The following is a 26,597-nucleotide window of genomic DNA, read 5'->3' as shown; positions in this document are numbered from 1 at the left end:
CTTTTTATTCGCCTGCATCAGCAAGAGTAAGGCAAAATAAAATCTCTTTTCCTTTATCTCTAAGAGCGTTGCAGCCTTGAGTAAGCGTCAAGCCCGTCGTAATAATATCATCGACCAAGATAACATTTTTTTCTTTAAACTCTTTTAGTTCAAAATCTCTCGGATTGTTTAGTCTGTACTCTTTTGTTTTGCCGGAATAGGTTATATCGTTGTTCGAGCGAAGCTTTGCATACCTAGGCGTTATATATCTGCTTTTTAAAGCTTTATTCAAGACTGCAGTATGCGAATAGCCGTTTTTTACTCTGTCGTCGATGCATATACCTGCTGTATTTTCATCAAAGACAAACTCGGAGGAAAATTTTTTAAAAGTGAGTTTTGCAAGAGCGGAGTAGACGTAGTATCCCAAATCGGTATGTTTGGTATGGATCAGATCTTTTATATCATTGTATTTGTAAAAGGAGAAGACTTCGATGCCGTCAAGGATTTTTCGTTTAAAAAGAGAAGGCGTTAAGAATTTTTCTTCACAGGAGAAGCAGATATGTGTGAAGGAGAGCCTCTCACACAATATGCAGCGCATTTTAATCCATTTTAAGAACTGACATAAAAGCTTCTTGCGGAAGCTGAACTTTACCGATGGCTTTCATACGTTTTTTACCCGCCTTTTGTTTTTCTAAAAGTTTGCGTTTACGGGTAATGTCTCCTCCGTAACATTTGGCGGTAACGTTTTTGCCCATACTTTTCACGGTTTCGCGGGCAATGACACGGTTGCCGATCGATGCCTGGACGGCAACTTCAAAAAGCTGGCGCGGGATGATCTCTTTCATATTTTTGACCAAAACGCGCCCACGGGATTCCGCCGAACTTCTAGGAACGATAACGGAGAGTGCATCGACTACGTCACCTGCGACCCTTACATCGAGTTTGACAAGATCCCCCTCTTTAAAACCGCTTGGATCGTAATCGAAACTCGCATACCCTTTCGAGATCGATTTGAGCTTATCGTAAAAGTCCACGACTATTTCGTTCATCGGGATCGAATACTCCAATAGTACGCGATCTTCGTTGATGTAGCTCATCTTGTCTTGAATACCGCGCTTGGAGACCAGAAGTGTGATGATATTTCCAAGATAATCCGCAGGCGTGATGACAGTCGCTTTTACATACGGTTCTTCGATATGGTCTATATAGTTCGGTTCCGGGAGTTCCGAAGGATTTTGTACTTCTACCATTTCACCGTTGGTCATATAGACGTTATAGATAACAGAGGGAGCAGTAGCGATCAGTTCGATATCAAATTCACGCTCCAGTCTCTCTTTGACGACCTCCATATGAAGCATTCCCAAAAATCCGACACGGAAACCGAATCCCAGTGCCACAGACGTCTCCGGTTCATATGAGAGAGAACTGTCATTGAGACGCAATTTGTCAAGAGCTTCGCGCAGATCTTCGAACTTGTCCGTATCTATCGGGTAGAGTCCCGCAAATACAAACGGTTTTGCAGGTTCGTATTTTAAAGCAGGTTCCTTCGTCGGATTTTTGGCATCAGTGATGGTATCGCCGACGTTGATGACGCTTACATCTTTAAGTCCCAAGACGACGATACCTATCTCTCCGCTCTCGATAGATGAAGTCTTTTGGCGTTTTAGCGGATGCGGATACATCAGGTCTAATACATGATGCTCTTCGCCGTTGCTCATGAGTTTGACGAGCTGGCCTTTTTTTATAGAACCGTCAAACACGCGAACAAGTGCCAGAGCTCCTAAATAAGAATCGAACCAAGAGTCGTAGATGATCGCTTTTGTCGTGGCATCGGGATCGCCGACCGGTTCAGGGACACGGTCGACGATAGCATCAAGAAGTGCTCGGATACCGATACCGCTTTTTGCCGATACCAAAAGTGCGTCGGTCGCATCGATGCCTATCGTAGCTTCTATCTCTTCTGCAACGCGTTCGGGTTCTGCTGCGGGGAGGTCGATTTTGTTGATGACGGGAATGATCTCAAGGTTGTTCTCAAGCGCCATATAGACGTTGGCGATAGTCTGTGCTTCGACGCCTTGTGCCGCATCGACGATAAGCAGAGCTCCGTCGCTTGATGCAAGAGACTTGCTGACTTCATAGGAGAAGTCGACGTGGCCCGGAGTGTCGATGAGATTGAGTACATAATGCTGACCGTCTTTGACATAGTCGAGTCTGACAGACTGTGCTTTTATGGTTATGCCGCGTTCTTGTTCTATGTCCATCGTGTCCATCATCTGTTTTGTCAGTTCACGTTCGCTTACAGCTCCGCACTCTTGAATAATACGGTCCGCAAGCGTGCTTTTACCATGGTCGATATGTGCGATAATAGAAAAATTTCTAATGTTTTTCATAGTATATATATTCTTTAGTTTTAAGATGGGTTATATTTATATAAACAGTGAATTTACACTTTCATTGTGATATACGCGACGGATGACTTCGGCAAAAAGCGGAGCGACCGTGAGTACTTTTATCTTGTCGTTTGGTTTTGAAACAAGAGTATTCGAGACGATAAGCTCGTCCAGTTCTCCGCCGTCAAGGTTTTCGTAGGCTTTGCCGCTCAAGACCGCGTGAGTAGCACACGCCATTACCGAAGTAGCACCGTTTTTCTTGAGTGCTGCGGCAGCTTTGACCATCGTTCCCGCCGTATCGACCATATCATCTATCATGATCACGTCTTTGCCTTTGACGTCGCCGATGATGTTCATAACCTCTGCGACGTTTGCTTTTTCACGGCGTTTATCGACGATAACCATTTCAAGACCTATCTTTTGCGCAAAATATCTGGCTCTTGCAACACCTCCGATATCAGGCGAAGCGATAACGGGGTTTTTCAGGTGTTTTGATTTGATGTACTCTTTAAAGATGATAGAACCGTAAAGGTTGTCAACAGGAATATCGAAAAAGCCCTGGATCTGTCCGGCATGAAGATCGATCGTCACGACCCTGTCTATTCCCGCAGTCTCATACATGTTGGCAACCAGACGTGCCGTGATGGGAACACGGGGAGCTGCTTTTCTGTCTTGACGGGCATATCCGAAGTAGGGTACGACAGCCGTGATACTGCTCGCGCTTGAGCGGCGAAGAGCATCCGTCATGATCAAAAGCTCCATCAGATTGTCGTTCGAAGGTGAACCCGTTGACTGGATGATAAATACATCGCGTCCGCGAACACTCTCGGATATCTGAACCGATATCTCCCCATCACTAAAACGTTTGATTTCCGCTTTTGCCAACGGAACATCAAGTGTTTCGCATACCTCCTTGGCAAATTCGACGCTAGACGTGCCAGCAAATATCTTGTAACCGCGCATTTCATTCCTTGAAAATATAATTGCGGGATTATAACAGATTGGTTCTTTGAAACTATTAAAGAATATATGAAAATAGATCGGCTTTTTGTTATAATCCTCATAAAGGATGTAAGTGGAACTGTTAGTACTCTTTTTCGTTTTTTCTATCAGCGTTTCTTTCATATGTTCCGTTTTGGAATCGGTATTGTTATCGGTAAATATTCCCTACATCGCCGTACTTGAAAAACACAGACCGCGTTCGGGCGGCCTCTTGCGTATGCATAAAGAGCACATAAACAAATCGATTGCGGCGATATTGATAATAAACACGGTTGCCAATACTTTGGGTGCCGCGGCGGTCGGAGCACAGGCTTCAAAAGTGTTCGGGAGCGACGCGGTCGTGCTGATTTCTATCTTCTTGACCTTTGCTATCCTGTTTTTTTCCGAGATCATTCCAAAGACCATAGGCGCCGTATATTACAAGCAGCTTGCACCGGCTTCCGCACATATTATAAAGTTTTTTATATTCTTGACGTATCCCGTTATATTGCTGACGCTTTTTATCACGAACAAGATATCTAAAAACAGAAAAAATCTTAATGGACTGAGTAAAGAGGAACTGCTTCAAAGTACGCTTTTGAGTGAAAATCAGGGTGTTTTGGACGAACAGGAATCGGACGCGATCGAAAATATCCTGAAGCTCGACGAGATAAAAGTAAAAGAGATACTGACACCAAGAAGCGTCGTGTTCGCACTTGATGAAGATATGCTGTTAAAAGACGTGATCGCTGCTAAAAAAGAGATATTTCAGTTCTCCAGAATACCTATATATAAAGGCAGTTTTGAAAATGTGACGGGTATTGTATTGACCAAGAACATATTCAAGCAGGTGCTTGAAGACGATAATGTAAAGATAGGTTCTATAAAAAAAGATATCTTTTCTATCAATAAAAATCTGCCCGTATCCATAGCGCTGGATCTGTTCATCTCGAAAAAAGAGCATATGTTTTTGGTAAAGGATCAGTATGACCAAAATGACGGGATCGTCACATTGGAAGACTGTATAGAGACTATTCTCGGCGTCGAAATAGTAGATGAAAGCGACTTAAACGACGATATGAGAGAATTGGCAAAAATTAAGATGAGAATAAAAAGAAAAACGGTACAATGACCCCTATTCGAGTTTTTTAAAAAGTTTGACCTAGGTCAAATATTTGAGCCGAGCGCTAATGTAAAATACCGGCCACATACATCAAGAAAAAGGCGAAATATGCGTTATGACAAAGTTCTTACTCTAATAAAAAGTTCACTGCTCCCGATTTTCATTTTGATCTCTTTTAGCTCTTATTCTTTTGCAGATGAAATACCGACGCGACCCGGTGAATTTCCTAAAAAAGAGATGATGAAGCAAAGAGAACATGTGATCAAGATGGTAGTCGCGGAAGTCTCTAAAACTTTGCCGCAGACCGTAGATAAATATACACAATTGATAAAGATCGGTAGTAAAAACTCATCGCTGGTATATACATTCGAGATAAATACCGGTGCCAAAAATGATCAGGCTGTGATAAAAGACGACAAAGCAAGAATGCAAAAAAGTATCACAAAGGGGATATGCCAATCTTCGAAAACTTTCTTAGACGCAGGAATAAACGTCTCTTACATCTATACGAGCGCGAAAACAAAAAATACTCTCTTTGAGTTCGATATCACAAAAAAAGATTGTTTGAATCTTATAAATTAGGTTTTTTGTGTCTATATTAAAAGCTATAGAATCATTGGACTTTTTTGCTGCCCTTAGCAGTGAAGATATCCAAAAATTAGCTAGCTTTTCCACCCTGCATGATTACAATAAAGGTTATCTTCTTTATTATGAAAAGGAGCAAAGCAAAGAGCTTCTTTTCTTGACCAAAGGTCTGGCTAAAGCATATAAGATAGATAAGCATGAAAACGATATATTCCTATACTATATACATGAGAATTCGCTTATATCAAGAATCTCGGATATAAAAAGCGAAACGATCCTCTCTTTTTCCAATATAACTCTTTTGGAAGATTCACAGATACTCGGCGTAGACTATAAACGCTTCAAAGAGGAGTTTTTACATAACAACGTACTATGTTTTGAGTTTATAAATGAAATGATTTCCAGGTCGAAAAAACTGGAGTTTCTAATCGACAGAGAGTTTATTTTTGATTCCGTATCAAAGGTTGCCATGATGTTAAATACGGACCTTGATATGTTTAACAAATTAAAAAGGCATGAAGTTTCTCTTGTCCTGCATATTCAGCCCGCTACGCTTTCACGCATATTAAATAGATTAAAACGCAATAAGATAATCGATATTATCCATGGAAGGGTCATTGTATTGGATTCTTCAGGTTTAGAAGCGATATATAAGGAATGATCAGATGAAAAAAATAAAAATAGTCGGTATATTGATTTTTATGTTATCGATGGCATTGGCCCTTTTGTTCAACTATATTAATTATCAAAACAATATTCAAAGCAGCATCCTGACCTCTTTAAACCAACAGAAAGATTTTATTCAAGAGATATCGAAAAATATTTTTTATATATATAAGAATGAAAACTCCTCTACCAAAGAGCTGGATAACTCGATCAAAAAAAATCTGTTTCGTATAAATACCGAGATCAAGACTTTAGACGATAAAAAACTGCCTTTGGGGAAACAGCAAAAAGCAAACATAATCCATTTAAGAAATAAGTTTTATAACCTGGCGCAAACTTTTATGGGGCAGGTGAATACCACATCGGTCTACTCAACCATGCTTTTACAGGAACTTGTAAACGACATATATAATACGAATCTGCAGCTTGTCTTTGAAATAAATAAGCTCAATAAGATGCATCAGTTGTATTTTAGCAATAAAATAAACGCCTTTAAGGCAGTACAGGATATCTTGTTCATTCTTCTGGCCCTTTCGCTTATCTACCTGTTTACACAGCTCAAAAGCGTTATCGATTTTGTACAAAAATTTCTTCTTACTTCTAAGAATATCATTACCAATTCGACCATTCAAGGGCTTAAGCCGATCAAGATATACAATAATATCGAGGATGTAACCGAAGCCACGAATAATTTTAACTTCTTGGTCAATAAAATAAACAAATCGGTAAAAAATTCTACGGAATTACTGCAGCATACGTATGAATCTTTAGAGATTGTCGAGAACAATATAGAAGATATTCTCGAGCTTCTCGCACTTATGGAAAAAGATAAAGATATCGATCACGAGTTGACGAAAAAAGAGGACAGCGTGATCAACAGTCTGGAAGAGCTGACCAATTCAACCCTCAAACTAAAGAATCTAAAAATCGATTTAGACAACTTAATTTCTACTTATAATCTTAATAAATCAAAGTAATGTAAAAATTTGACCTGGGTCAAATTTTTACCCTGTAAAATGTAATATTATTTTGCTTAATTTGAGTATATGGTTGTTTTTTGCCTATGCTTAAAGAATTTTAAGGAGTGGAAAATGGACAAGTATTTAAGTAAGCTTTCCATGCTTGTTTTAGGTACTTCGCTTGCTGCGACGGTTGCGTCTGCAAACGGTGGGGAACTTGAAAAAGTAATGAAAGCTAGAGGCTTAACGGAAAACGATGTTATTCATGCTGCTAAAACCTACAATCCAACGGGGGGCAGAGATGAATTTATGGTATTTAGTTCTGGCGGGCAGTGTGGACAAGTCATAGTCTATGGCGTACCGTCAATGAGAATCTTAAAATACATCGCTGTATTTACACCGGAACCATGGCAGGGGTATGGTTATGATGACGACAGCTTGAAAATTTTAAGAGAGGGAAATATCAGAGGCAAAGAGATCAACTGGGGAGATACACACCACCCTGCGCTTTCTGAAACAGATGGTAAATACGACGGTAAATGGTTAGCGATCAATGATAAAGCAAACCCTAGGGTCGCAATCATCGATCTTAATGATTTCGAAACAAAACAAATCGTGGTCAACCCTGTATTTAAATCTGAGCACGGTGGAGCATTCTTTACTCCAAACAGTGAATATATCCTAGAAGCGTGTCAATATGCTGCGCCGTTTGATAATAACTATCACCCGATAGAAGATTATAAAGAAACATATCGCGGCGGTGTTACACTATGGAAGTTCGATCATAAAAAAGGAAGAATCATTCCAAAAGATTCTTTTACTCTTGAACTACCTCCATATATGCAAGATCTAAGTGATGCTGGTAAAGGCGTGTCTTACGGCTGGGGCTTTACAAACTCATTTAATACTGAAATGTATACAGGTGGGATCGAAGTAGGTATGCCGCCGAACGAAGCGGGTATGAGTAGAAATGATACCGACTTTATGCATGTTTATAACTGGAAAAAACTTGCACAACTTGTAAAAAACAAGAAAAACTATAAAATGATCAACGGAATGAGAGTTATTCCTATGAGCGTAGCTGTTGCGAACAATGCTCTTTTCTTGATCCCTGAACCAAAATCACCGCACGGTGTGGATGTGTCTCCGGACGGCGAATACATCGTAGTATGTGGGAAACTAGATACTCATGCATCTGTATTCCAATGGAGCAAAATCAAAAAACTTATCGACAATAAAGAATATGCAGGAAGAGATCCTTACGGTATTCCTATCCTAGATATGAAAAAATCTTTACATGGACAAGCTGAACTAGGTCTTGGGCCATTACATAACCAATATGGTAAAGATTGGAAAGACGGTGAGATCTATACTTCTTTATATGTTGACAGCCAAATCGTAAAATGGAACTATAAAACATTAAAAGTGGTAGATAAAGTAAACGTTCACTACAACGTTGGTCACCTTTGTGGTATGGAAGGCAAATCAGCTGATCCTCAAGGTAAATACATTATCTCATTGAACAAACTGGCTATCGACAGATTCGATCCGGTAGGTCCTTTACATCCGCAAAATCACCAGTTGATTGATATCAGCGGTAAGAAAATGGATCTTTTGGTAGATATGCCGTTACCTCTTGGAGAACCTCACCAAGCAGTTGCGATCAGATTGAGTAAACTTCATCCTGAAGTAAGATACCAAATGGGTATAGATCCTAAAACAGGAAAACAACACGTTGGTAAAACTTTGGCAGGTCAAGAAAAAATCGTAAGAAAAGGCAAACATGTCTATATCTACGGAACACTTGTCAGATCTCATATCAATCCTGAGAGAGTTACTGTTAACAAAGGCGATACTGTTACTTTCTACTTGACAAACCTAGAACGTGCTGAAGATGAAACTCACGGCTTTACAGTTGATGATTACAATATCCATGCATCTTTAGAGCCGGGTGAAACGGTAGCAATGACATTTAAAGCTGACTTGGAAGGTGTATTCCCGTACTACTGTACAGAGTTCTGTTCAGCACTACACTTAGAGATGATGGGTTACATGATGGTTAAAGATCCTAACAAAAAATATGTTAGTGCTCAAAAACTAAAAATGAAAACAATGACTAAAGCACAGCTAAAAGCTGAGTATGACAAAGCAGTTGCTGTAAACAGTGCTACTGACGCTGTTATTCAAAGTGTTGTTAAATTCTTAAAAGAAAACCACTTCGAAAAACATGCAACGGTTAAAAACCTTGTGACGGATGCTCTTGATCAATACGGAAAAATTCCTGCGCAAAAGAAACAATCTGATGCAGCAGTGAAAAAAGGCGATTATGAAAAAGCGGTTCTTTTTGAAAACATGATCTGGCAATATATGGTTAAAACAGCCGATGTTGGAATCAGAGCAAAAGACCTGCTTGTAAAAGAAGTTGCTACTAAACAATCTCCTGCTGCTGCAGAAGGGGAAAGAGCATTTGGCGAAGGCGGATGTGGCGGATGTCACGTAATCGGTAAAGTTTCATCCGGTCCGGACTTAACAGGTGTTCTACAAAGACATGAAAACGGTGAAAAATGGGTTAAGGATTTCGTTATGAATCCGGCGTCTAAATATACTGATCCGTATGTAAAAAGTATGATTGATTATTTCAACTTGAAAATGCCTAATCAACATATGAACGAAAAAGAAGTCAAAAATATTATTGAATACCTAAAATGGGTAGATCAAAATGCAAACCTATTCTAATAGGTAGTCTTCAACAAAAATCCGTATGCGGGAGGGCGAAAGCCCTCCCGCATCTTAAATAATGAAATTATGTTGGCAAAAAGTCAATATGATGGTTGCAGTGTTATCCTACAATACTTTATAATATTAAAGAATTAAAAATTGAGGGTATAGGTGACTTTGAGTTTTTAATTTATACAAAGGAAAAAAAATCATGAATCCAAGTCTAAAAAAAGCAAGAATATTTGCGACGTTAGCCTTAATTATTTTAACAATATCGTTTACTTTTCCAATGATCGCATTTCATGGAACATTAAATAAAGTCGATGCAGGAAAGGGTGATCAGGTGTCATCTCTTTCTATAGCCGTATGGAATCTATACAGCAAAGGCAGATATCAAAGCCAAGCGACACCTAAAGAAGCCGATAACGACTTAGTGAAGATGATCGAAACAGAATCAGAGATAGGCGTTCCCTCTTTACCTATCTGGGCAGTTTCTCTTGAAGCACCGAACTATCCTAAAGAAGCTTTCCCGGAAGGAATCCCGGTATATTTTCACTTTGACGGATACAGCGGAGAGGTTCATGAGATGAATACGATCAACCATTATGTCGGTATGGATCCGATGTGGGTCGGCGGACATATTGAAAGAGCGATCGGTATCTATGCACTGCTGCTTGTGAGTTTGGGAATGATCTATTTCATAGCATACAACAAAAAGATACTCAGCTATATCATGCTTATACCGACCATATTGCCGATCCTTTTTGTGGCCGATTACTCATACTGGCTGTATTGGTTCGGACATAACCTGCATGACTGGGGAGCGTTTAAGATCAAACCTTTTATGCCGACGGTTTTCGGAGACGGTAAGATAGCCCAGTTTACTACCCATTCATATCCTACGATAGGTTTTTACGCATTGCTTGTTGTCGGTATATTAAGCCTGCTTGCTTTCTTTGCAAAACAAAAAGCATTAAGAGAAGCAGAGCAGTAAATCATAACGTAAAGGCTGAAGTATGTTAAAAGCGATAATCATTGTTTTCTTTTTACTGTTAAACGTATTATATGCGAACGTACTTCAAGAAGCTATTGACAATGCGCCCGCAGGTTCTATAATCAAACTTCCTGCAGGAGTATATAAGGGAAAGATTACGATCGATAAGCCGCTTAGCATTATCGGTAAGGAAGCCGGCGTCGTTATCGACGGAGGAGAGAAAGGAACGGTCATAACCGTCAAAAGCTCTTTTGTAACGCTCAAAAACCTAAACATAGTGGGCAGCGGCGACAGACATGAAAAAGTGGATGCAGCCGTTTCCGTGGTTGGCGGCAAACAGTGCGAGATCAGTCATTGTAATATAAAAGATTGTCTTTTCGGAATAGATTTTCAAATGGTTAGCAATTCGATCATATCTGATAACAACATAACTTCAAAAAACTATGAACTCGGGTTAAGAGGTGATGGTTTGAGGCTATGGTACAGTAATGACAATATAATAAAGGGCAACCGTTTGAAAAAATCTCGTGACGTAGTCGTTTGGTATTCGCATGGAAACGAGATAGAAGACAATTACAGCGAATACTGCAGATATTCTCTGCATTTTATGTATGCGGGTAAGAATATTGTAAAAAACAATCATTACCAGTATAACTCGGTGGGTATATTTTTTATGTACTCACAAGATACTATTGCAGAAGGAAACGTGATCAAAAGTTCTTTGGGTGCCACGGGCATGGGAATAGGTCTAAAAGATGTTTCGAACTTTACTCTTAAAAATAATACCGTGATCTACTGTGCTCAGGGTATATATATCGACAGATCGCCTTTTGAACCAAACACCCACAACTGGATGATAGGCAACAAGATTCTCTATAATGCCGAAGCGATACATTTTCACTCACTGAGTGAAAACAATGTCATTAAAGACAATATTATCGCCGGCAATATCGAAGATGTCGTTAACGACAGCAGAGGAAGCAGATCGAACGAAAACGAGATAGCAGGCAACTATTGGGATAAATACGAAGGATTTGATAAAAACGGCGACAATATCGGAGATACTCCGCATAAGGTCTACCAGTATGCAGATCAGCTTTGGGTCTATAATCCCAGCGTAAAATTCTTTTATGGTTCACCGGTGATTTCATTATTGAATTTCTTGGCAAAACTGGCTCCGTTTACTAAACCGCTCTTTTTGCTTGAAGATAAAAAACCAATAGTTAGAGTAGGAGGATAAATTATGCAAAAAGTACAGACGGACAGAAGAGAATTTGTAAAATATTCCACACTTGGAGTATTAGGACTTGTTCTCGGCGGCGGAATCGTATTTAGTCCGTATGTTGCACGGGCCGAGAATAGGCTAAGACCGCCGGGTGCAGTAGCTGAAAACAAATTTCTGGCTTTATGTATAAAATGCGGTCAGTGTCTACAGGTCTGCCCGTATCATGCTATAAAATTATCAGATGCCGTACAAGGGCATGGAGTCGGTACGCCTTACATCGATGCGAACGTAAGGGCCTGTTTTGCTTGTGAAGCCGTTCCTTGTGTCTTGGCTTGTCCGAGCGGCGCATTGGATCATCATTGTGAAAAACCTGAAGATATAAAGATGGGGATCGCCGTACTGGAGTTTCCCGATACCTGTTTAGGTATAAAAAAGACACCTGTTCCTAAGGGGTATAATGACGAGATCAAAGCTTTTACGGATTCTGTGAGACACAAAAATCCGTTGGAAGTAAAACTGCTCGAAAGAATAGACGGATTTGAAGGTAAAAGCTGTACGCTGTGTGCCACCATATGTCCGATTCCAAATCCGCTGACGGCAATCGCCATGGTTCCCGATAGCGGCGGCGGACAGCGTCCGGAAATCTATGACGGATGTATAGGATGCGGGGCATGTCAAGAGATCTGCCCGACGACTATTCCTTCTATAGCGGTAAAACCGAGAATGACTTATGAAGAGTATTATAAAAAAGATAAAGTAAGGAGTTAACAGTGATGTTTAAAAATTTAAAGATTCAACCCTTGTTATATGCGTCTGGTTTTTTACTTTTTACGTTTTTGACAGGATGTAACGACAGACATGAAGATAAATCCGAAAAAACGCAAACTTCGGTACAAAGTATAAAAACGGCACCGAAGATCGAGATTGTAAAAAATGAAAATGCACAAGAGATAAAAGTGCAGGAAAAAGCGTATGACAAAAATCAAAGCAAGTCATACTATTACGACTATGATACAAAGAAAAAAGCGGAAGAAAACGACGAAGAAGCAAAACCGAGAACGAATCTTGATGCGAACATGCATGTGCGAAGCCCTTACGAAAAAGTACAGATATCGATGCTCGTCGGTAAGTTGAGCAAAGACTTCATCGTAAAATGTTCTGCCTGCCATAATGATTATGCAAACGGAATAATCGGTCCGTCGCTTTTGGGAAGAGATGCCGACTATATCTATAACAAGATACAGCAGTTTAAAAGCGGCGAAAAGAAAAATGCATTGATGCATGATCTGGTGAAGATGTTGAGCGACAAAGAGATCAAAAAACTCGCAAATGAGATATATACATTCAACCAAAAAATAAAACACATAAGGAAATAAAAAATGAAAAATATAATTGTAGGAATTTTAACGATCGTAATATTTGGACTGATGCTTTTTACTTACATAGGCGGCGGAGCATATAACGGCGGTAATCGCGGAAAAGTAATTGAAAACATTGCACAAATAACCGCTCAGCAAAAAGCATCTGCGGCATCTGAGGAGATGATGAATAAAAAAGAAGACAATAAAGAGCAGGACAAATTGACGGCGTTAAGAGAAAAAGCCGGTAACAGCGGAGCGTTTAAAGTGAGCCAGGCATATAAAAGCAAATGTTCTTCTTGTCATGGGGTGAACGGTTCAGGAGAACAAAACGGCAAAAAACTTATCGGTCCTAAACTATTTGGTCTGACCACGGAACAGGTTTATAAAAATCTGAGCGATTTTAAATCCGGAAGAAGAGAGAACCTTGTAATGAGAGGTCTGCTGCTTAAACTTACGGACGACGATCTTAAAAAGTTTGCTGAAGAGATAGGTGATTTCCCAAGAAGAGCCCAAGAGCTTAACAAGTAATCTAAATATACAATATAATAGCAGGATGTCGAAATGGATAAATATAATAGCAGAGAGACGATAAGAAGAACGACTTTTTGGTCGACATTTTTTAGTACGACTAAAGATGGAAAAAAAGTTTTTAGTTATAGAATGAAAAGATGGATAGTCGTTATCGCTATTCATCTGCTGTTCTTTCTATCGTTCGCTATTGATATTCAAACATTAGAGGGAACCTTGAACGGTTCTAGATTTCTGGGATTTCACCTTATAGATATCTTTACGACGCTTGAGATGTTTTTTGCAGAACATAATCTGCATATAAATATCATAATCGGAGTGAGTACGATCACCGTTTTTTATCTTTTGGTAGGAGGAAGAACTTACTGTGCGTGGGTTTGCCCTTACGGTCTTCTTAGCGAGATAGGAGAAAAGATCCATGATAACCTTGTGGCTAAAAAGATCATAAAAAACAGAACTTTCGATCATAGGATCAGACACTTTTTCTGGGCAATATTTTTAATCTTGTCATTTACCAGCGGCTATCTGGTATTTGAGACTTTCAACGTTGTCGGGATTCTCAGCAGGGCTATCGTATACGGCTGGTCTTTGGCTTTGATCTGGGTTGTCATCGTATTTGCGTTTGAAGTCTTTTTTTCACGCCGTGCCTGGTGTACCTATATCTGTCCGATCGGGACCACATACGGCTATATCGGAAAAGCGTCGGCGCTCAGAGTAGAGTGGAACGATAACTGCGACCACTGTATGGTATGCCATGACGTATGTTTTGAAAATCAGGTCTTAGAGATAACAAAAGCGAAATACGATAAGCAAAGAGAAGAAAAAGGGATCACCAGAGAGTATATTACGGGTGCAGACTGTACATTATGCGGAAGATGTATAGATATATGCCATGTCGATGCTCTTGAGTTCGGATTTAGATTGAAAAATTTGGTATAAGGCAGTAAAGTATGATAAAAATCTCTAATCTTACTAAAAAATTCGGTTCAAACGTATCGCTTGACAATGTCAGCTGTGAGTTTAATAAAAATGATTCAATAGCCTTGATGGGCGCTAACGGTGCAGGAAAGACCACGCTTATAAGATCGATCCTTGGATATTATCATCCCGATGCGGGTGAAGTTTTGATAAACGGGCTCAATCCCGTTAAACAAAGGGTCAAGGTACTGCATGACATAAGCTTCGTTCCGCAGCTTCCACCTCCGATAAAACTGAGCCTGGCCGAACTGGTGCAGTATATCAGTGTAAGTGCGGATATCGACAAAGAGCTGATAATGCATTACGCAAACGAGATGAAGCTTGATGTCAAATCGAATATGAATAAATCTTTTTTCAAACTGAGCGGCGGGATGAAACAAAAAATGCTCATAGCTATAAGTCTGGCAAAAAAAAGTGATATCATAATATACGACGAACCTACGGCAAATCTCGATCCTCATGCCAGAGACGATTTTTACAGACTTTTGAAACAAAATGAAGAGGAAAAAGTACTTTTGTTCGTTACGCACAGAATAGAAGAGGTAAAAGAGCTGGTCAACAGACAGATATATATGGATCTTGGAAAGATCTCTTCAGATGAAAGATTTTAAGGTTTTGTCTTTAGTATTGCCCAAAGTACACAGCAAAAGAACAGGAGAGTTGTTTTGAGAAATTTATTTTTAATTGCGCAGTTGGATTTGAAAGAATCCGTCAGAGCCAAATGGTTCGTGATCTATTCGATCGTATTTGGAGGACTTATTGCTCTGTTTTTCATCGCGGGAGTAACAGATTCGCAGGTGATGGGCTTTAGCGGTCTAAGCAGGCTTTTGCTTATGTATATACAGATAACCATCGTGATCCTTCCGATATTTATATTGATCACTACGGTAAGATCGATATCAGGAGACAGGGATAATCACATATTGGAATATATGCTCTCTTTTCCTATATCTCTTACGCAATACTACTGGGGAAAAATCATAGGAAGATTTATCACCGTCTATCTGCCTGTTTTCTTTGCTATGCTTATAGCCATTGTTTACGGAGCCATAAAAGGCGCAGCGATTCCATGGAGCATCTTTTTCTTGTATACGGGACTGCTTTTTGCGCTTTCAAGCGCTTTTTTGGGGATAGCGTTTTTTATATCCTCTTTTGTAAAATCTTCCGAGGTTGCGCTGGGGATAGCATTTTTTATATGGATATTCCTGCTTGCGTTCATTGATATCGCCTTGATCTCGCTGATGATGCAGCAAAGATTCAATGAAGAGTTGATAATATTCATAGCGATGATCAATCCGATGGAGATATTCAGAGTGGCGGCGATCTCGCTTTTTGATCCCGAGCTCACCGTTATGGGTCCGGTCGCATTTTATATACTCGATTCTATGAGTCAAGCGGTATTTGTCCTCGTGTCTATCGGATATCCGTTAGTCCTGGGACTGATTTTTGCTGTTTTAGGTTTTAAGATATTTCAAAAAAAAGATCTGGTGTAAGGAGTCACAATGAAAAAATTGGTTATGGGCATATTGATACTGTCGTCTTTCGTATTTGTACCGCTTTTGTCGGCAAATGATTTATATACATTAAAATTTGATAGGAACACTATCGGTTTCATTAGAAAGGTCAAAGTGTATAAAGCACCGGAATGGGTGGCTAAGATAAACTTGAGCAGCGGAAAAGAACTTTATTTCTGTAGTCCAAAGTCTATGTTCGAGTTTTATGACAGACCGGCGAAATGGCCTTATCTTAATGTGAAAAGCGAAAGTGATTTCAAAGCCATAGTCGTTACTGATTTTGCTACTTTAAAGCCTATCGATGCAAAAAAAGCTTTTTTTGTTTACGGAAGCAATGTGATCTCACCGGCAGGAGACGATCTGCCTGCGTTCGCTTCATACGAAGATGCCCAAAAGTTTGCGAAAAAACATCATGCGGCAAGAGTGTTTAAGTTCGACAAGGTGGCTCCTGGGCTAATAAGACTTCTTAACGGAGATATTTAAAGGAGATACTATGAAACCAACGCCTATAAATGAAGAGATACAGCTGGATCCAAAAAGATATATAGTCAGTGAAACGGATGAACTGGGAACAATAACCTTCTGCAATGATTACTTTGTAGAGATCTCCGGTTACAGCAAAGAGGAACTGATGGGGAAACCTCATAATATTATCCGTCATCCCGACATGCCAAAAGTCGTGTTCAAACTATTATGGGAGTTTATATCTCAAGGTAAAAATATCAATGTCGTTATAAAAAACTTGGCAAAAGACGGCAGATACTACTGGGTGTTTACCGAGTTTGAATCAAGAAGAGATACGGATACGGGAAAAATCATAGGATATACCGCTTCAAGAAAGACCGTTTCAAAACATGTGACCGAGATAATATCGGACCTATATGCGAAGCTGTTGGAGATAGAGAAAGAAGAGGGTATCGAGGCGAGTGAAGAGTATTTGAAATCCTTTTTAAAATCAAAAGGCGATAATGTCGAGTTTCAGAACCTTATGGAAGAGATCCATAAATTTTATTAAAACCAGAATTTATCGGCAGAGATAGCGAGTTATGAAATTATTATTGCTTTTTTTTATTTTGATCTCCATCTCTTACGCAAATATTCTGCAAGAAACGATCGACAAAGCTTCTCCCGGCTCCATTTTAAAACTTTCTTCAGGAGTATATCCGGGACAGATCGTCATCGACAAGCCTTTGACGATCATAGGCAAGAGTCATGATGTGGTCATAGAAGGCGGCGGTACGGGCAGGGTCATAACGATCAACAGTTCAGGCGTCGTCTTAAAAAATCTTACCGTAACTAATAGCGGCGGCAGAATGGAAAACCTTGATTCCGCGATCAAGATGGACAAAGTCAGTGATTGTGAGATAAGCAACTGCAAGATATTAAACAGCCTGTACGGCATAGATATGGTAATGGTGCAAAACTCGATCATCCAAAATAACTATATCACGTCCAAAAAGAACGATATAGAGCTCAGAGGTGATGCGCTGAAAATTTGGTACAGTAACGGCAATATCATAAGAAACAATAGGATAGATGCTTCGCGTGACATCACTTTGACCTATTCGAATAACAACATTATCGAAGGTAACACTATCACGAATAACAGATTCGGTCTGCATATCGGATTAAGCCGCAAAAACAGGATCACGGACAATATTTTTAAATACAACTCCGTAGCGATTATCGTAATGGGTGTTATGGATACGAATGTAACGAAAAATCAGATTAAAAGTTCCAAAGGAGCCGCTGGAATAGGGATAGTCATCAAAGGATCGTCCAATTTTCATTTAGAGGGCAATACTATCAGTTACAATGCGCAGGGGATATACATAGATTCGAAAAATACCGAAGAGGGTATGCAGAGATATATAAAAAATAACGAGATCTCATACAACAAAGAAGCTATGCATTTTCATGCCATTATCAAGAACAATACTATCAGGGATAACAAGATATTCGGTAATATCGATGATGTGGTAAGGGATTCTAGAGCCAATGTCACGATCGCAAACGATATAGGACATAATTACTGGGACAGATATGCGGGATTCGATAAAAACGGAGACAATATAGGAGACACGCCGCATAGAGTCTATCAGTACGCGGATCAGCTTTGGGAGTACAACAACAAGGTCAAGTTTTTTTATGCAAGTCCGGTCATGTCTTTGATGAACTTTCTGGCTTCTTTAGCCCCGTTCATCGATCCGGTGCTGCTGCTTGAAGATAAGACTCCGATCGTCAATATCGAGGATTGAACAAGGTTCGATCCCCGAATATTTGTTTTTTAACTATTTTTCTGTTTTTAAAATAGTTTCTACGGCTTCGTTAAAGGTAAAGACCTTTTTACCTGCTTTGATGCTCTCTTTTGTTTTATGTGCGCTAAATCCATAGCCCATAGGGGTCAGGTTCCCTGCATCATAAAACGCTTTTCTTGCATTGAGCCAAGCTCCCGTATCGACATCTTTGACCCAGATAACCGCTTTGTCTTTCCAAGAGATTTTTTCGTTTTCAAACCAGATAGCCATACAGCCAAGATCGTCAAACATATATGTCTTGCCGTTTTGTGCATTTCTGACCTGAACGGCATTTTTTCTGTCGCTTATAACCATGACGCATCTCGTACATGTGTCTCTGTCCCAGTGAACTTCCGCTACGCTCGTATTGGATTTATTGTCGCATCCTGCAAACGCCAGTACCAAAAATATGGATGAAAGTACAAGTTTATATAGATTCATTTTTACTCCATTTATATAGTTTAAATCATGTCTTGTTTTATGCATAAACAAAAAGCCGCGCTACCGTAAAATTATAACAATATTTTGTTTGATTATGTAATATATTAGAAATAATAAACATTAAACGCCATAGATATGCGAAGATCGGTAATGCGGGAGCGGATGGGACCACCGCATCATATTTTGTCTTTATCTATCTCGACGCCACTGTATTCCAGCGTGTAGATCAAATCCGTAGTATATATCTTGTCAAAATTCGCCAGCATCACTTTTTTCAGATACTCTTTTTCCGCCTGTTCGGCGCGCATAAGGCTCGAAGCGAAGATCCCTTTTTTTTCTAGGACCAAGGAGGTGATGTCGTTATCCATGTTTATATGGTTCATCAGCTCTCTGATGTCCGTTTCGAAAATAGAGCTGAGCATAGAGAACATACCCGCCAAATAAGCTTTTTCTTTGTTTCTCGGATCGGCTTCGGCTTCCATCCTTTCGGCTCTTTTTATCGCTAAATCCAGCAGGGTTTTTGAAGCGGGATTTTTAGAGACTTCCGAATACAGGTATACCAGCAGCCATCTCAGCAGCTTATCCCTGCCCATCAGGGTGATCACCTGTGTCAAAGATTCTACTTTGATGCTGAATCTTTTTGAGTTATTGAAAAACTGTATGAGCTTATATGAAAGGTCGGGTTGTTTTTTTATGAAATACTCCAATTTGTCATTATTGGTATTGTCCTCTTTTATGATCTTGATCAGCTGCAGTATGATAAATTGGGCAGGCTCTTTGGAACCTATGATCTCCATTACCTCGGGTTTGTCGAGATAGTACCCCTGAAAAAGGTCAAAGCCCATATCCAGATATTTTCTAAAATCCTCTTTTGTTTCGATGTTTTGGGCCAGAAGTTTTATCCTTGTGCCTTTGAACTTGTTCATAACCTTTTGCATATTCTGCGGTTCGGAGAGAACCGTATCCATCTTGATGATATCGATGTAGTTAAAAAGCCTGCTGAATTTGCTTATCATATCGGCACTGGAATCGAAATGTTCGATAGAGAGCCGAAATCCCCTTTTTCTGTACTGTATTATCTTGTTGATAACGTTTTCGGTCAGTTTTATATCTTCGAGTATATTTAAAATAAATCTGTTTTTATCCAAGACGTCAAGAATCCCTTTTGTAAGTGTTTTGTCGTCCACGTTCACAAAAGCAAGGGTATTTTTTCCCAGCAGGTTCTCCAGCTCCGGACTGGTTATGGATCTTATTATGAGCTGTGCGGTACCTTTGACGTTATCGGAAAAACCGGCCGGATGGTTTTCGCCATCTTTAAAAACAAGCTCATACGCATATACTTCGTTTTTATTGGTAAAGATTTTCTGTTTGGAAAGATTTATAACATTCATAGGGTAACCCTCCATTTTATATATTATAGCACTAAGTCGGGATTTATAATCTTTATAATTTAAATATGTTGATTTTTACGCATGATGACAAAGCGATGACAAATATGAATTAAAATTTTTTTATGAAAGAACTAAACTTTGATAAGAATGAGATAATCGTCTCCAAAACGGACACAAAAGGGAAGATAACCTATGGGAACGAGCTTTTTTTAAAGCTTGCGGGCTATAGTGAAAAAGAGCTTCTGGGCGCACCGCACAATATAATCCGCCATCCCGATATGCCGAAAATCGTCTTTAAACTGCTGTGGGACACCGTTCATAAAGGAAAAGAGGTTTATGCATATGTCGTCAATAAAGCAAAAAACGGCGATTATTACTGGGTCTTTGCGAATGTGACCCCTTCGTACGATGCAGCCGGAAAGATCATCGGATATCATTCCGTGCGAAGAAAACCCTCAAAAAAAGCCGTCGATATCGTAAAACCGCTTTATCGGCAGCTTCTTGACGCCGAAAAAACAGGAGGAATGAGTGCGTCTGAAAAAATGCTGAATGATCTGCTTGCAAAGAACGGAGGACGTTATGACAAATTTATCCTATCTCTTTAAACTGCAGGTTATGGGATATCTTTTTTTTGCCGCTTTTGTCATCGGATATCTCGTAAAGCTCTTTTTTGACGGTTTTAGTACCGTGGACACGCTGCTTTTGTTTTTGTATATCGGTTTTGGCGTGTTGTTTAACATCTATCTCTTTGGATTAAGGTCTTGTATGAATAGATCGATCGATGTCTTAAACAGTGCTATAAAAGGGGACCTTGAGGGCCGTATAAAAGATATCTCCGACAGTGGTACGGCAGGCACGATCTGCCGGCAGATCAACAATCTTTTAGATCAGATGGAAACGTTCATGCGCGAGATAGTGACCTCGATAGAATATACGGGGAACAACGAGTTCTTCAGAAAGTTCGATACAACGGGACTGAATCCTGCATTTAGTTTTGCGGGCGGCAAAATAAACGAGAGCATCGATGTCATGAACCTTAACCATATGACGCAGATGCGCGTACAGCTGAATACGGAACTAAACACTATCAATAAGAACAATGAACAGCTCCAGTCTCTTCGTGCAAGCTTTAAGAGAAATACCGACAAGCTGGAGAAGATATCCCAGAGTGTCCAAGATGCCACGCAGATGACGATCAAACGGGCAAAAGAATCGCAAAACGTCGGAGATAAACTGAGCGGATTGCTTGAACTTCTGGGCCGTAACACCGAATCTACCGATTCATTAAAAGAGCGTACACAGGAGATCACGACCGTTATAGATCTTATAAGCGACATCTCCGATCAGACGAATCTGCTGGCACTAAACGCGGCAATCGAGGCGGCGCGCGCAGGCGAGCATGGAAGAGGCTTCGCCGTCGTCGCTGATGAAGTCAGAAAATTGGCAGAACGTACCCAAAAAGCAACGGTAGAGATAAGAACGACCGTTCAGATTCTGCAGCAAGAAAGCATGGATATGTCAAGTAGTTCTGAATCCATGCGCGGGGTCGTACATGATTTCAGTGAGCTGATGAATATCTTTAGCAGCAGTATGGCGGAACTTCGCGATATGAACGAAACGGTAGAAAGTGACATACAGAGCATAAAGAACCGTATCTTTGTAAATCTCATTATGATAGATCATATTCTTTTTAAGGCCAATGCTTACGATTCGATGAGTCTCGGAAAAAAGATCGGAGAGTTTGGTACGCATCATGACTGCCGTTTTGGAAAATGGTTCTTCGGCGAAGGCAAAAAACAGTTCGGGCATACAAAAAGCTACCAAAACATAGACCTTCCGCATGCGACGGTACACAACAAAATAATAGATGTCGTCAAATGTATCGACAGTAAAGATGAGTGTATCATCAAAAAAGAGAAAGTCTTAAAAGAGTTTCAAGAGATGGAGCGTGCCAGTGCAGAGCTATTTTCTCTTGTCGAAAACATGATAGATGAGTGAAGGTATGTGATATGATAGTGACAGACGACAACAGCAAACTTGACATCTTGATCATAGACAATGAAGAGGTCGATATACACGCCGTTGTCGATCTGCTGCAGGATGAGTATAGTGTACGTGCCGCAGGCGACAGCTTGAGCGTTATGAAGATGATAAAACAAAAACGCCCCGATATCATACTCTTTGATACAAACATACCCTACACAGACGCTCATGACATAATCAAACGGATTCATGATGATGAATTGAACAAAGAGATACCTATCATTCTTCTGAGCGGGCACAGCATCGACCATATAACGAAATGGTCCGATCTTGGAGTGGCAGATTATATCAGCAAACCGATCGAACCGAAATCTTTCATGCTTAAGCTTTCTCTCTGGGCGAAACTTGTCAAAAAAACCATGGAGAACAAAGAGAAGCAGCAACTGCTTGAACAGTATAAAAACATAGTGGACAGAAGCGCTGTCGTCTCCAAAACCGATAAGCGCGGGATCATCACATACGCCAACGACAAATTCTGCGAGATATCCGGATATACGCAGGAAGAGCTTATCGGCAAACCGCATAACATAATACGTCATCCCGATATGCCTACAAGCGCTTTTGAAAATCTTTGGGGGACCATAAAAGCCGGCAGGCCCTGGGTGGGAAAAGTAAAAAATCTCAAAAAAAACGGAGGCTATTACTATGTGGACACTATAGTCAATCCCGTTCTTGACGATCATGGAAACGTCATAGAATATATCGCTTTAAGATACGATATAACCGAACTCGAACAGTACAAAGACCTGCTCAAAGACGAACTCAGCACTACAAGTCGAAACCTCGAAGAAAATATGAACTATATGCGGCAGTATGAAGAAGCTATCAGTTTTGTTACGGCTATACTGAAAACGGATACGAACAATATCATCACCTATGCGAATGCAAGATTCTGCGAGCTTATGGGATATCAGATTCAAGATCTCATTGGTCAGGACTGCAGCCAGCTTAGAGATGAAAAACACAGACTTATGCTTGATTGCGAGAATATAAAAGAGGAGGTCAAAAACAAAAAAACGGTTACAAAACTGCTGACAAACATCACAAAAGACGGCCGTAAACTCCATATGACAACATTTTTTTATCCTATTGTCGACAGGCATTCAAACGTTACGGAGTATTTGCAGATCATGCATGACGTCACCGAGATAGTGAATCTTAACGAGGAGATCATAGATACCCAAAAAGAGGTTATCTTGACTATGGGCACTATCGGAGAGACCCGCTCGAAAGAGACGGGACTCCATGTAAAAAGAGTTGCAGAATACTCCTATATCTTGGCAAAACTTGCAGGGCTGAGCGAAAAGCAGGCAAGTACTATAAAACAGGCTTCGCCGATGCATGATATAGGTAAGATCGGTATTCCAGAGAGCATACTCAACAAACCGGGAAAACTGACAAAAGAGGAGTTCGAGATCGTCAAGACCCATAGTACGATAGGGTATGAGATGTTAAAATATTCCAAGCGTAACATATTAAAGACCGCCGCTACCATAGCCTATTCACATCATGAAAGATATGACGGAAACGGTTACCCGAACAATTTGGCGGGTGAGGATATCCCTATAGAAGGGAGATTGACGGCGATTGCTGACGTATTTGATGCGCTTGGAACAGACAGAGTCTATAAAAAAGCATGGAAGCTTGAGAAGATAATCGATTTTTTAAAAGAGGAGAAAAGCAAGCATTTCGATCCGGTGCTCGTAGATATATTTTTAAACAACATCGAGAAGTTCCTGCTTATACGAGATACCTATCGAGATGTCGAACAGGAGAGTGCTCTCACATCAAAATGAAATTAAAGAATAACCTATATTTCTTACACTCTCTATTTGCAGATCAAACCTTTTTCTCAATTTGAAGATTATGTTACGCAGTGTTCCGTCGTTTATGTCGTCGGCATGTTCCCAGAGCATCTCAAAGAAAGTTTCGCGGGGAACGATGGAACGATAATTCTTTATCAATATGGCAAAAACAATTCTTTCATAGCCCGATAATGGGATGATCTCACCCTTGTGTAAGATCATCCCGTGGGCATCGACGGAGAAAGGAAGCGCTGTCGGAGGAGGTGTGCTTGCATGATTATTTTTGGCTATCGATAAGGCAGCGATGATCTCCTCCTCCGATGCCGGTTTGATGAGGTATGAAAGAGGTTTTAGCCCTGTGGCTTCTTTGATGGTATCTTTGTCTTTGTACGCGGTTAAAAACAAGAAGTTGATCTTTTTTTCGTTGAGCATATGAGCCACGTCGATACCATGTCTGGGACCTTTAAGGTTTATATCCACAATGGCGCAGTCGACATCATTATCAAATAGAAATTCTTTGGCTTTTTGATAGCTCTCGACGATAGCAGCGACTCGGCAATGCTGGCTTATGGCGACATCTGCGATAAAGTTGGCAACGATCCATTCGTCTTCAATAATGAGCAGCCGTATCATAACGTCTCGCTTGCGGCAAAGGATATCTTTATATGATCGGAATGGATTGCGATCGAAGCGTTCATCTGTTTGATAAACTTTTTGATCATAGACCAGCCGAATTTCGGAAGACCGAAGAGTATCTCTTCCGCCTGTGAAAAATAATGACTGTGATCGATACCGTCGTTGTAGGAAAGTACCACCTCTTGATCCGTTGTCTGAGTAGTCTGTAAAATAATTGCTCGTGCAGTATTAAGATCGGCATACTTGATATGGTTGGCGATCAATTCATTTACGATAAGTCCAAGAGATACGGCATGATCGGTTTCGATAAAGATGGGAATGTCTTCGTTGAAAATGATCGTAAGATCTGGGTAGAGCTGTTGAAGCGAGGAGACCACTCTGTGAATATAGTTGTTCATCTCGATCGCATTGATGTTTGACTGCGTACACAGGGCTTCATGCACTGAAGAGATCGCCTTTACCTGTGATTCCAATGTCCTTAGACTTGCATTCATATCTTCGTTGGCTTCTTTGCGCTGTATCCATAAAAACCCCAAAATAAGCTGCAGATTGTTTTTGACTCGGTGTGTGAGTTCACGCAGCAGCAGTTCGCGCTGTGAGACAAGATTACGCAGTTTGGATGTTCTGTCGGCTATGAGTTTTTCCAAGTTTCCGGTATGTGACTCGATGAGCCGGAATGCGTCGGCATACCGCAGCAGCAAGATGACGGCTTGAGCCAAGAGATAGACGGAAAAACCATACGGCATCAGATCGCTCGATGATCTGATGATGTTCTCAAACATCAAAAGGTCATGAATGACCGCGGCGCTAAATATCAAAAATGCGCCCAATGCCAAAGATGAGCCTTTCTCTTTGGAGCGGTAAGATTGAAACAGTATCCACACGGTGTAAAAGATAAACGTGATCACGAGGATCTCATAAGTTTGTAGCGTGGAGGTAAAAAATATAGTCGGAAAGAAAAGGGCAAAGCTTAAGAACAAAGCTCCCGTCGCCAGATAAACGCGCTCGGCACTCTTTGATGTTTGTTTGGGATAAAGAGAACCGATATACAGCACAAAGAGCGGAAGCGCTATATAGCCGCTGACATACTCCAGCCGAAGCAGTGTCTCCCAGGAGATATAGGGGAAGAACTGCAATAATACCTTTTCTCCGGTCACTGCGGCCCGCAATGCAAGCGAGAAGCTTAAAAGACCAAACCATAAAGGTGCTTTATCCTGCCTCCATGCCAAAAAAAGACCTATATGATATATGGCGAAGGAACAAAGTATCGCAGTGATGACAAGCTGTATGTATATCGCCAAAAGGCGTTGTTGTTCCAGCATCCCTTTTGGTGCAATGACGGGTACTTCATAAAATCCGATGTGCTGATGCTGCGCATTTGCCAGATAAAGCATCAGCGTCGTGGTCGTTGTTTTTGGCGTGAAGCTGACGATCGGGTAGTAGGCTTGTGCCTTGTAGATATTTTGTGCAGTATTGAATTTTCCCGAAGATCCTGCGAGCTTTCCGTCTACATACAGTTTCCAGATGCTAAAGGGCTGTCTCAAGTTTATCGACAAGGGTTTGTTTGGAGTAGTTTTGAGCTTTATGGCAAAAGTAAAAGCCCCTTTGGAGCTTTTGAGGATTGATTCGACAAATTTTGGGAGGAGCATCTGCTGCTTGTTGAGACGATTATCATCACTCTTGGCTACGATAGTCGGTGTATAAGCCCAAGGCCCGTAAAGTTCCTGAGGTTTGCTAAGATTTCTGACATCGGTGATGGGAAAGGCATAAATTTTGGCGGAAAGAGAAACAAAGAGTAACAAGAAAAAGAAAAAATCAAAAGACAAGCGTTTTAGAGACATTTCATTCCATTTTCAAGACAAATAATTTTTTTTAGTTATACTTTGTGATTTTATATAGTATCATGATTTTGGTAAATAAATTATTTTCTAAGAGAATAATTATCAATTAAGGAATTAATGAGGGGTATAGACGAAGATTTTT

Annotated in this window: 26 protein-coding genes; 19 read left to right on the top strand and 7 right to left on the bottom strand. The window is 40.3% G+C overall.

Annotated features, from left to right (window positions below; all coding sequences use genetic code 11):
- Positions 1-4: 4 nt before the first annotated feature.
- The 3 genes from WCY03_RS09065 to WCY03_RS09055 are packed head-to-tail and all read right to left on the bottom strand — an operon-like array spanning position 5 to position 3,332.
- The gene (locus WCY03_RS09065) at positions 5-577 is read right to left on the bottom strand and encodes a phosphoribosyltransferase family protein (protein WP_345992249.1); all 573 of its coding nucleotides are present in this window, start codon (positions 575-577) and stop codon (positions 5-7) included.
- Position 578: 1 nt separating this feature from the next.
- Positions 579-2,369 carry a translation elongation factor 4 gene (lepA, locus tag WCY03_RS09060; protein ID WP_345992247.1) on the bottom strand — a complete coding sequence of 597 codons (1,791 nt, stop codon included), beginning with the start codon at positions 2,367-2,369 and terminating at the stop codon, positions 579-581.
- A 36-nt stretch (positions 2,370-2,405) separates the two neighbouring features.
- Positions 2,406-3,332 carry a ribose-phosphate pyrophosphokinase gene (locus tag WCY03_RS09055; RefSeq protein ID WP_345992245.1) on the bottom strand — a complete coding sequence of 309 codons (927 nt, stop codon included), beginning with the start codon at positions 3,330-3,332 and terminating at the stop codon, positions 2,406-2,408.
- A 112-nt stretch (positions 3,333-3,444) separates the two neighbouring features.
- Between WCY03_RS09055 and WCY03_RS09050 the strand changes: the two genes are divergently transcribed.
- From WCY03_RS09050 to nosD, 16 genes are all read left to right on the top strand, one after another.
- The gene (locus WCY03_RS09050; protein ID WP_345992242.1) at positions 3,445-4,482 is read left to right on the top strand and encodes a CNNM domain-containing protein; all 1,038 of its coding nucleotides are present in this window, start codon (positions 3,445-3,447) and stop codon (positions 4,480-4,482) included.
- A 99-nt stretch (positions 4,483-4,581) separates the two neighbouring features.
- Positions 4,582-5,055 (top strand): hypothetical protein, encoded by a 474-nt coding sequence (locus WCY03_RS09045; protein ID WP_345992240.1) that lies wholly within the window; start codon positions 4,582-4,584, stop codon positions 5,053-5,055.
- A gap of 7 nt (positions 5,056-5,062) precedes the next feature.
- Positions 5,063-5,719 (top strand): Crp/Fnr family transcriptional regulator, encoded by a 657-nt coding sequence (locus tag WCY03_RS09040; protein WP_345992237.1) that lies wholly within the window; start codon positions 5,063-5,065, stop codon positions 5,717-5,719.
- Between the two features lie 4 nt (positions 5,720-5,723).
- Positions 5,724-6,701 carry a hypothetical protein gene (locus WCY03_RS09035; RefSeq protein WP_345992235.1) on the top strand — a complete coding sequence of 326 codons (978 nt, stop codon included), beginning with the start codon at positions 5,724-5,726 and terminating at the stop codon, positions 6,699-6,701.
- Between the two features lie 114 nt (positions 6,702-6,815).
- A complete protein-coding gene (gene nosZ, locus WCY03_RS09030) occupies positions 6,816-9,419 on the top strand; it encodes a Sec-dependent nitrous-oxide reductase (protein WP_345992233.1) in 2,604 nt (867 codons plus the stop codon).
- A gap of 193 nt (positions 9,420-9,612) precedes the next feature.
- A complete protein-coding gene (locus WCY03_RS09025; protein ID WP_345992231.1) occupies positions 9,613-10,395 on the top strand; it encodes a cytochrome C in 783 nt (260 codons plus the stop codon).
- 22 nt (positions 10,396-10,417) lie between these two features.
- On the top strand, positions 10,418-11,635 hold the full coding sequence (locus tag WCY03_RS09020; protein WP_345992229.1) for a nitrous oxide reductase family maturation protein NosD: 1,218 nt from the start codon (positions 10,418-10,420) through the stop codon (positions 11,633-11,635).
- A 3-nt stretch (positions 11,636-11,638) separates the two neighbouring features.
- On the top strand, positions 11,639-12,388 hold the full coding sequence (locus WCY03_RS09015; RefSeq protein ID WP_345992227.1) for a 4Fe-4S dicluster domain-containing protein: 750 nt from the start codon (positions 11,639-11,641) through the stop codon (positions 12,386-12,388).
- 5 nt (positions 12,389-12,393) lie between these two features.
- On the top strand, positions 12,394-12,996 hold the full coding sequence (locus WCY03_RS09010; RefSeq protein ID WP_345992225.1) for a hypothetical protein: 603 nt from the start codon (positions 12,394-12,396) through the stop codon (positions 12,994-12,996).
- Positions 12,997-12,999: 3 nt separating this feature from the next.
- Positions 13,000-13,509: a c-type cytochrome gene (locus WCY03_RS09005; protein ID WP_345992223.1), complete on the top strand. Its 510-nt coding sequence runs from the start codon at positions 13,000-13,002 to the stop codon at positions 13,507-13,509.
- Between the two features lie 33 nt (positions 13,510-13,542).
- Complete coding sequence (locus tag WCY03_RS09000) at positions 13,543-14,448, top strand: NapH/MauN family ferredoxin-type protein (RefSeq protein WP_345992221.1); 906 nt, start codon at positions 13,543-13,545, stop codon at positions 14,446-14,448.
- An 11-nt stretch (positions 14,449-14,459) separates the two neighbouring features.
- Positions 14,460-15,098: an ABC transporter ATP-binding protein gene (locus tag WCY03_RS08995; protein ID WP_345992219.1), complete on the top strand. Its 639-nt coding sequence runs from the start codon at positions 14,460-14,462 to the stop codon at positions 15,096-15,098.
- Between the two features lie 54 nt (positions 15,099-15,152).
- Entirely contained in the window at positions 15,153-15,980 is an 828-nt protein-coding gene (locus WCY03_RS08990; RefSeq protein ID WP_345992217.1) for an ABC transporter permease subunit, read from the top strand.
- A 9-nt stretch (positions 15,981-15,989) separates the two neighbouring features.
- Entirely contained in the window at positions 15,990-16,484 is a 495-nt protein-coding gene (locus tag WCY03_RS08985) for a nitrous oxide reductase accessory protein NosL (RefSeq protein ID WP_345992215.1), read from the top strand.
- Between the two features lie 10 nt (positions 16,485-16,494).
- Positions 16,495-17,016 carry a PAS domain-containing protein gene (locus WCY03_RS08980; protein ID WP_345992213.1) on the top strand — a complete coding sequence of 174 codons (522 nt, stop codon included), beginning with the start codon at positions 16,495-16,497 and terminating at the stop codon, positions 17,014-17,016.
- Between the two features lie 31 nt (positions 17,017-17,047).
- Positions 17,048-18,259: a nitrous oxide reductase family maturation protein NosD gene (gene nosD / locus WCY03_RS08975; protein WP_345992211.1), complete on the top strand. Its 1,212-nt coding sequence runs from the start codon at positions 17,048-17,050 to the stop codon at positions 18,257-18,259.
- A 33-nt stretch (positions 18,260-18,292) separates the two neighbouring features.
- Here the strand turns inward: nosD and WCY03_RS08970 are convergent, their stop codons facing one another.
- Complete coding sequence (locus WCY03_RS08970) at positions 18,293-18,739, bottom strand: hypothetical protein (protein WP_345992209.1); 447 nt, start codon at positions 18,737-18,739, stop codon at positions 18,293-18,295.
- A gap of 176 nt (positions 18,740-18,915) precedes the next feature.
- Positions 18,916-20,130: an EAL domain-containing protein gene (locus WCY03_RS08965; RefSeq protein ID WP_345992207.1), complete on the bottom strand. Its 1,215-nt coding sequence runs from the start codon at positions 20,128-20,130 to the stop codon at positions 18,916-18,918.
- Between the two features lie 122 nt (positions 20,131-20,252).
- Between WCY03_RS08965 and WCY03_RS08960 the strand changes: the two genes are divergently transcribed.
- Genes WCY03_RS08960 through WCY03_RS08950 form a run of 3 tightly spaced genes read left to right on the top strand, consistent with a single transcriptional unit; the run spans position 20,253 to position 23,969 of the window.
- Complete coding sequence (locus WCY03_RS08960) at positions 20,253-20,735, top strand: PAS domain-containing protein (RefSeq protein ID WP_345992205.1); 483 nt, start codon at positions 20,253-20,255, stop codon at positions 20,733-20,735.
- A complete protein-coding gene (locus WCY03_RS08955) occupies positions 20,710-22,128 on the top strand; it encodes a methyl-accepting chemotaxis protein (RefSeq protein ID WP_345992203.1) in 1,419 nt (472 codons plus the stop codon). The genes WCY03_RS08960 and WCY03_RS08955 overlap by 26 nt, the downstream gene beginning before the upstream one ends.
- Positions 22,129-22,139: 11 nt before the next feature.
- The gene (locus WCY03_RS08950; RefSeq protein ID WP_345992201.1) at positions 22,140-23,969 is read left to right on the top strand and encodes a PAS domain S-box protein; all 1,830 of its coding nucleotides are present in this window, start codon (positions 22,140-22,142) and stop codon (positions 23,967-23,969) included.
- Here WCY03_RS08950 and WCY03_RS08945 read toward each other — a convergent pair.
- Both WCY03_RS08945 and WCY03_RS08940 read right to left on the bottom strand, forming a co-directional pair.
- Positions 23,961-24,611 (bottom strand): response regulator, encoded by a 651-nt coding sequence (locus WCY03_RS08945; protein ID WP_345992199.1) that lies wholly within the window; start codon positions 24,609-24,611, stop codon positions 23,961-23,963. The genes WCY03_RS08950 and WCY03_RS08945 overlap by 9 nt on opposite strands.
- Positions 24,608-26,455 carry a 7TM diverse intracellular signaling domain-containing protein gene (locus WCY03_RS08940; protein WP_345992198.1) on the bottom strand — a complete coding sequence of 616 codons (1,848 nt, stop codon included), beginning with the start codon at positions 26,453-26,455 and terminating at the stop codon, positions 24,608-24,610. The genes WCY03_RS08945 and WCY03_RS08940 overlap by 4 nt, the downstream gene beginning before the upstream one ends.
- Positions 26,456-26,597: the final 142 nt, after the last annotated feature.

Source organism: Sulfurimonas sp. HSL-1716, assembly GCF_039645975.1.
Classification (GTDB): domain Bacteria; phylum Campylobacterota; class Campylobacteria; order Campylobacterales; family Sulfurimonadaceae; genus Hydrocurvibacter; species Hydrocurvibacter sulfurireducens.
Note: the sequence above shows the minus strand (reverse complement) of the source record. Positions and strands in the feature narration are given on the sequence as shown.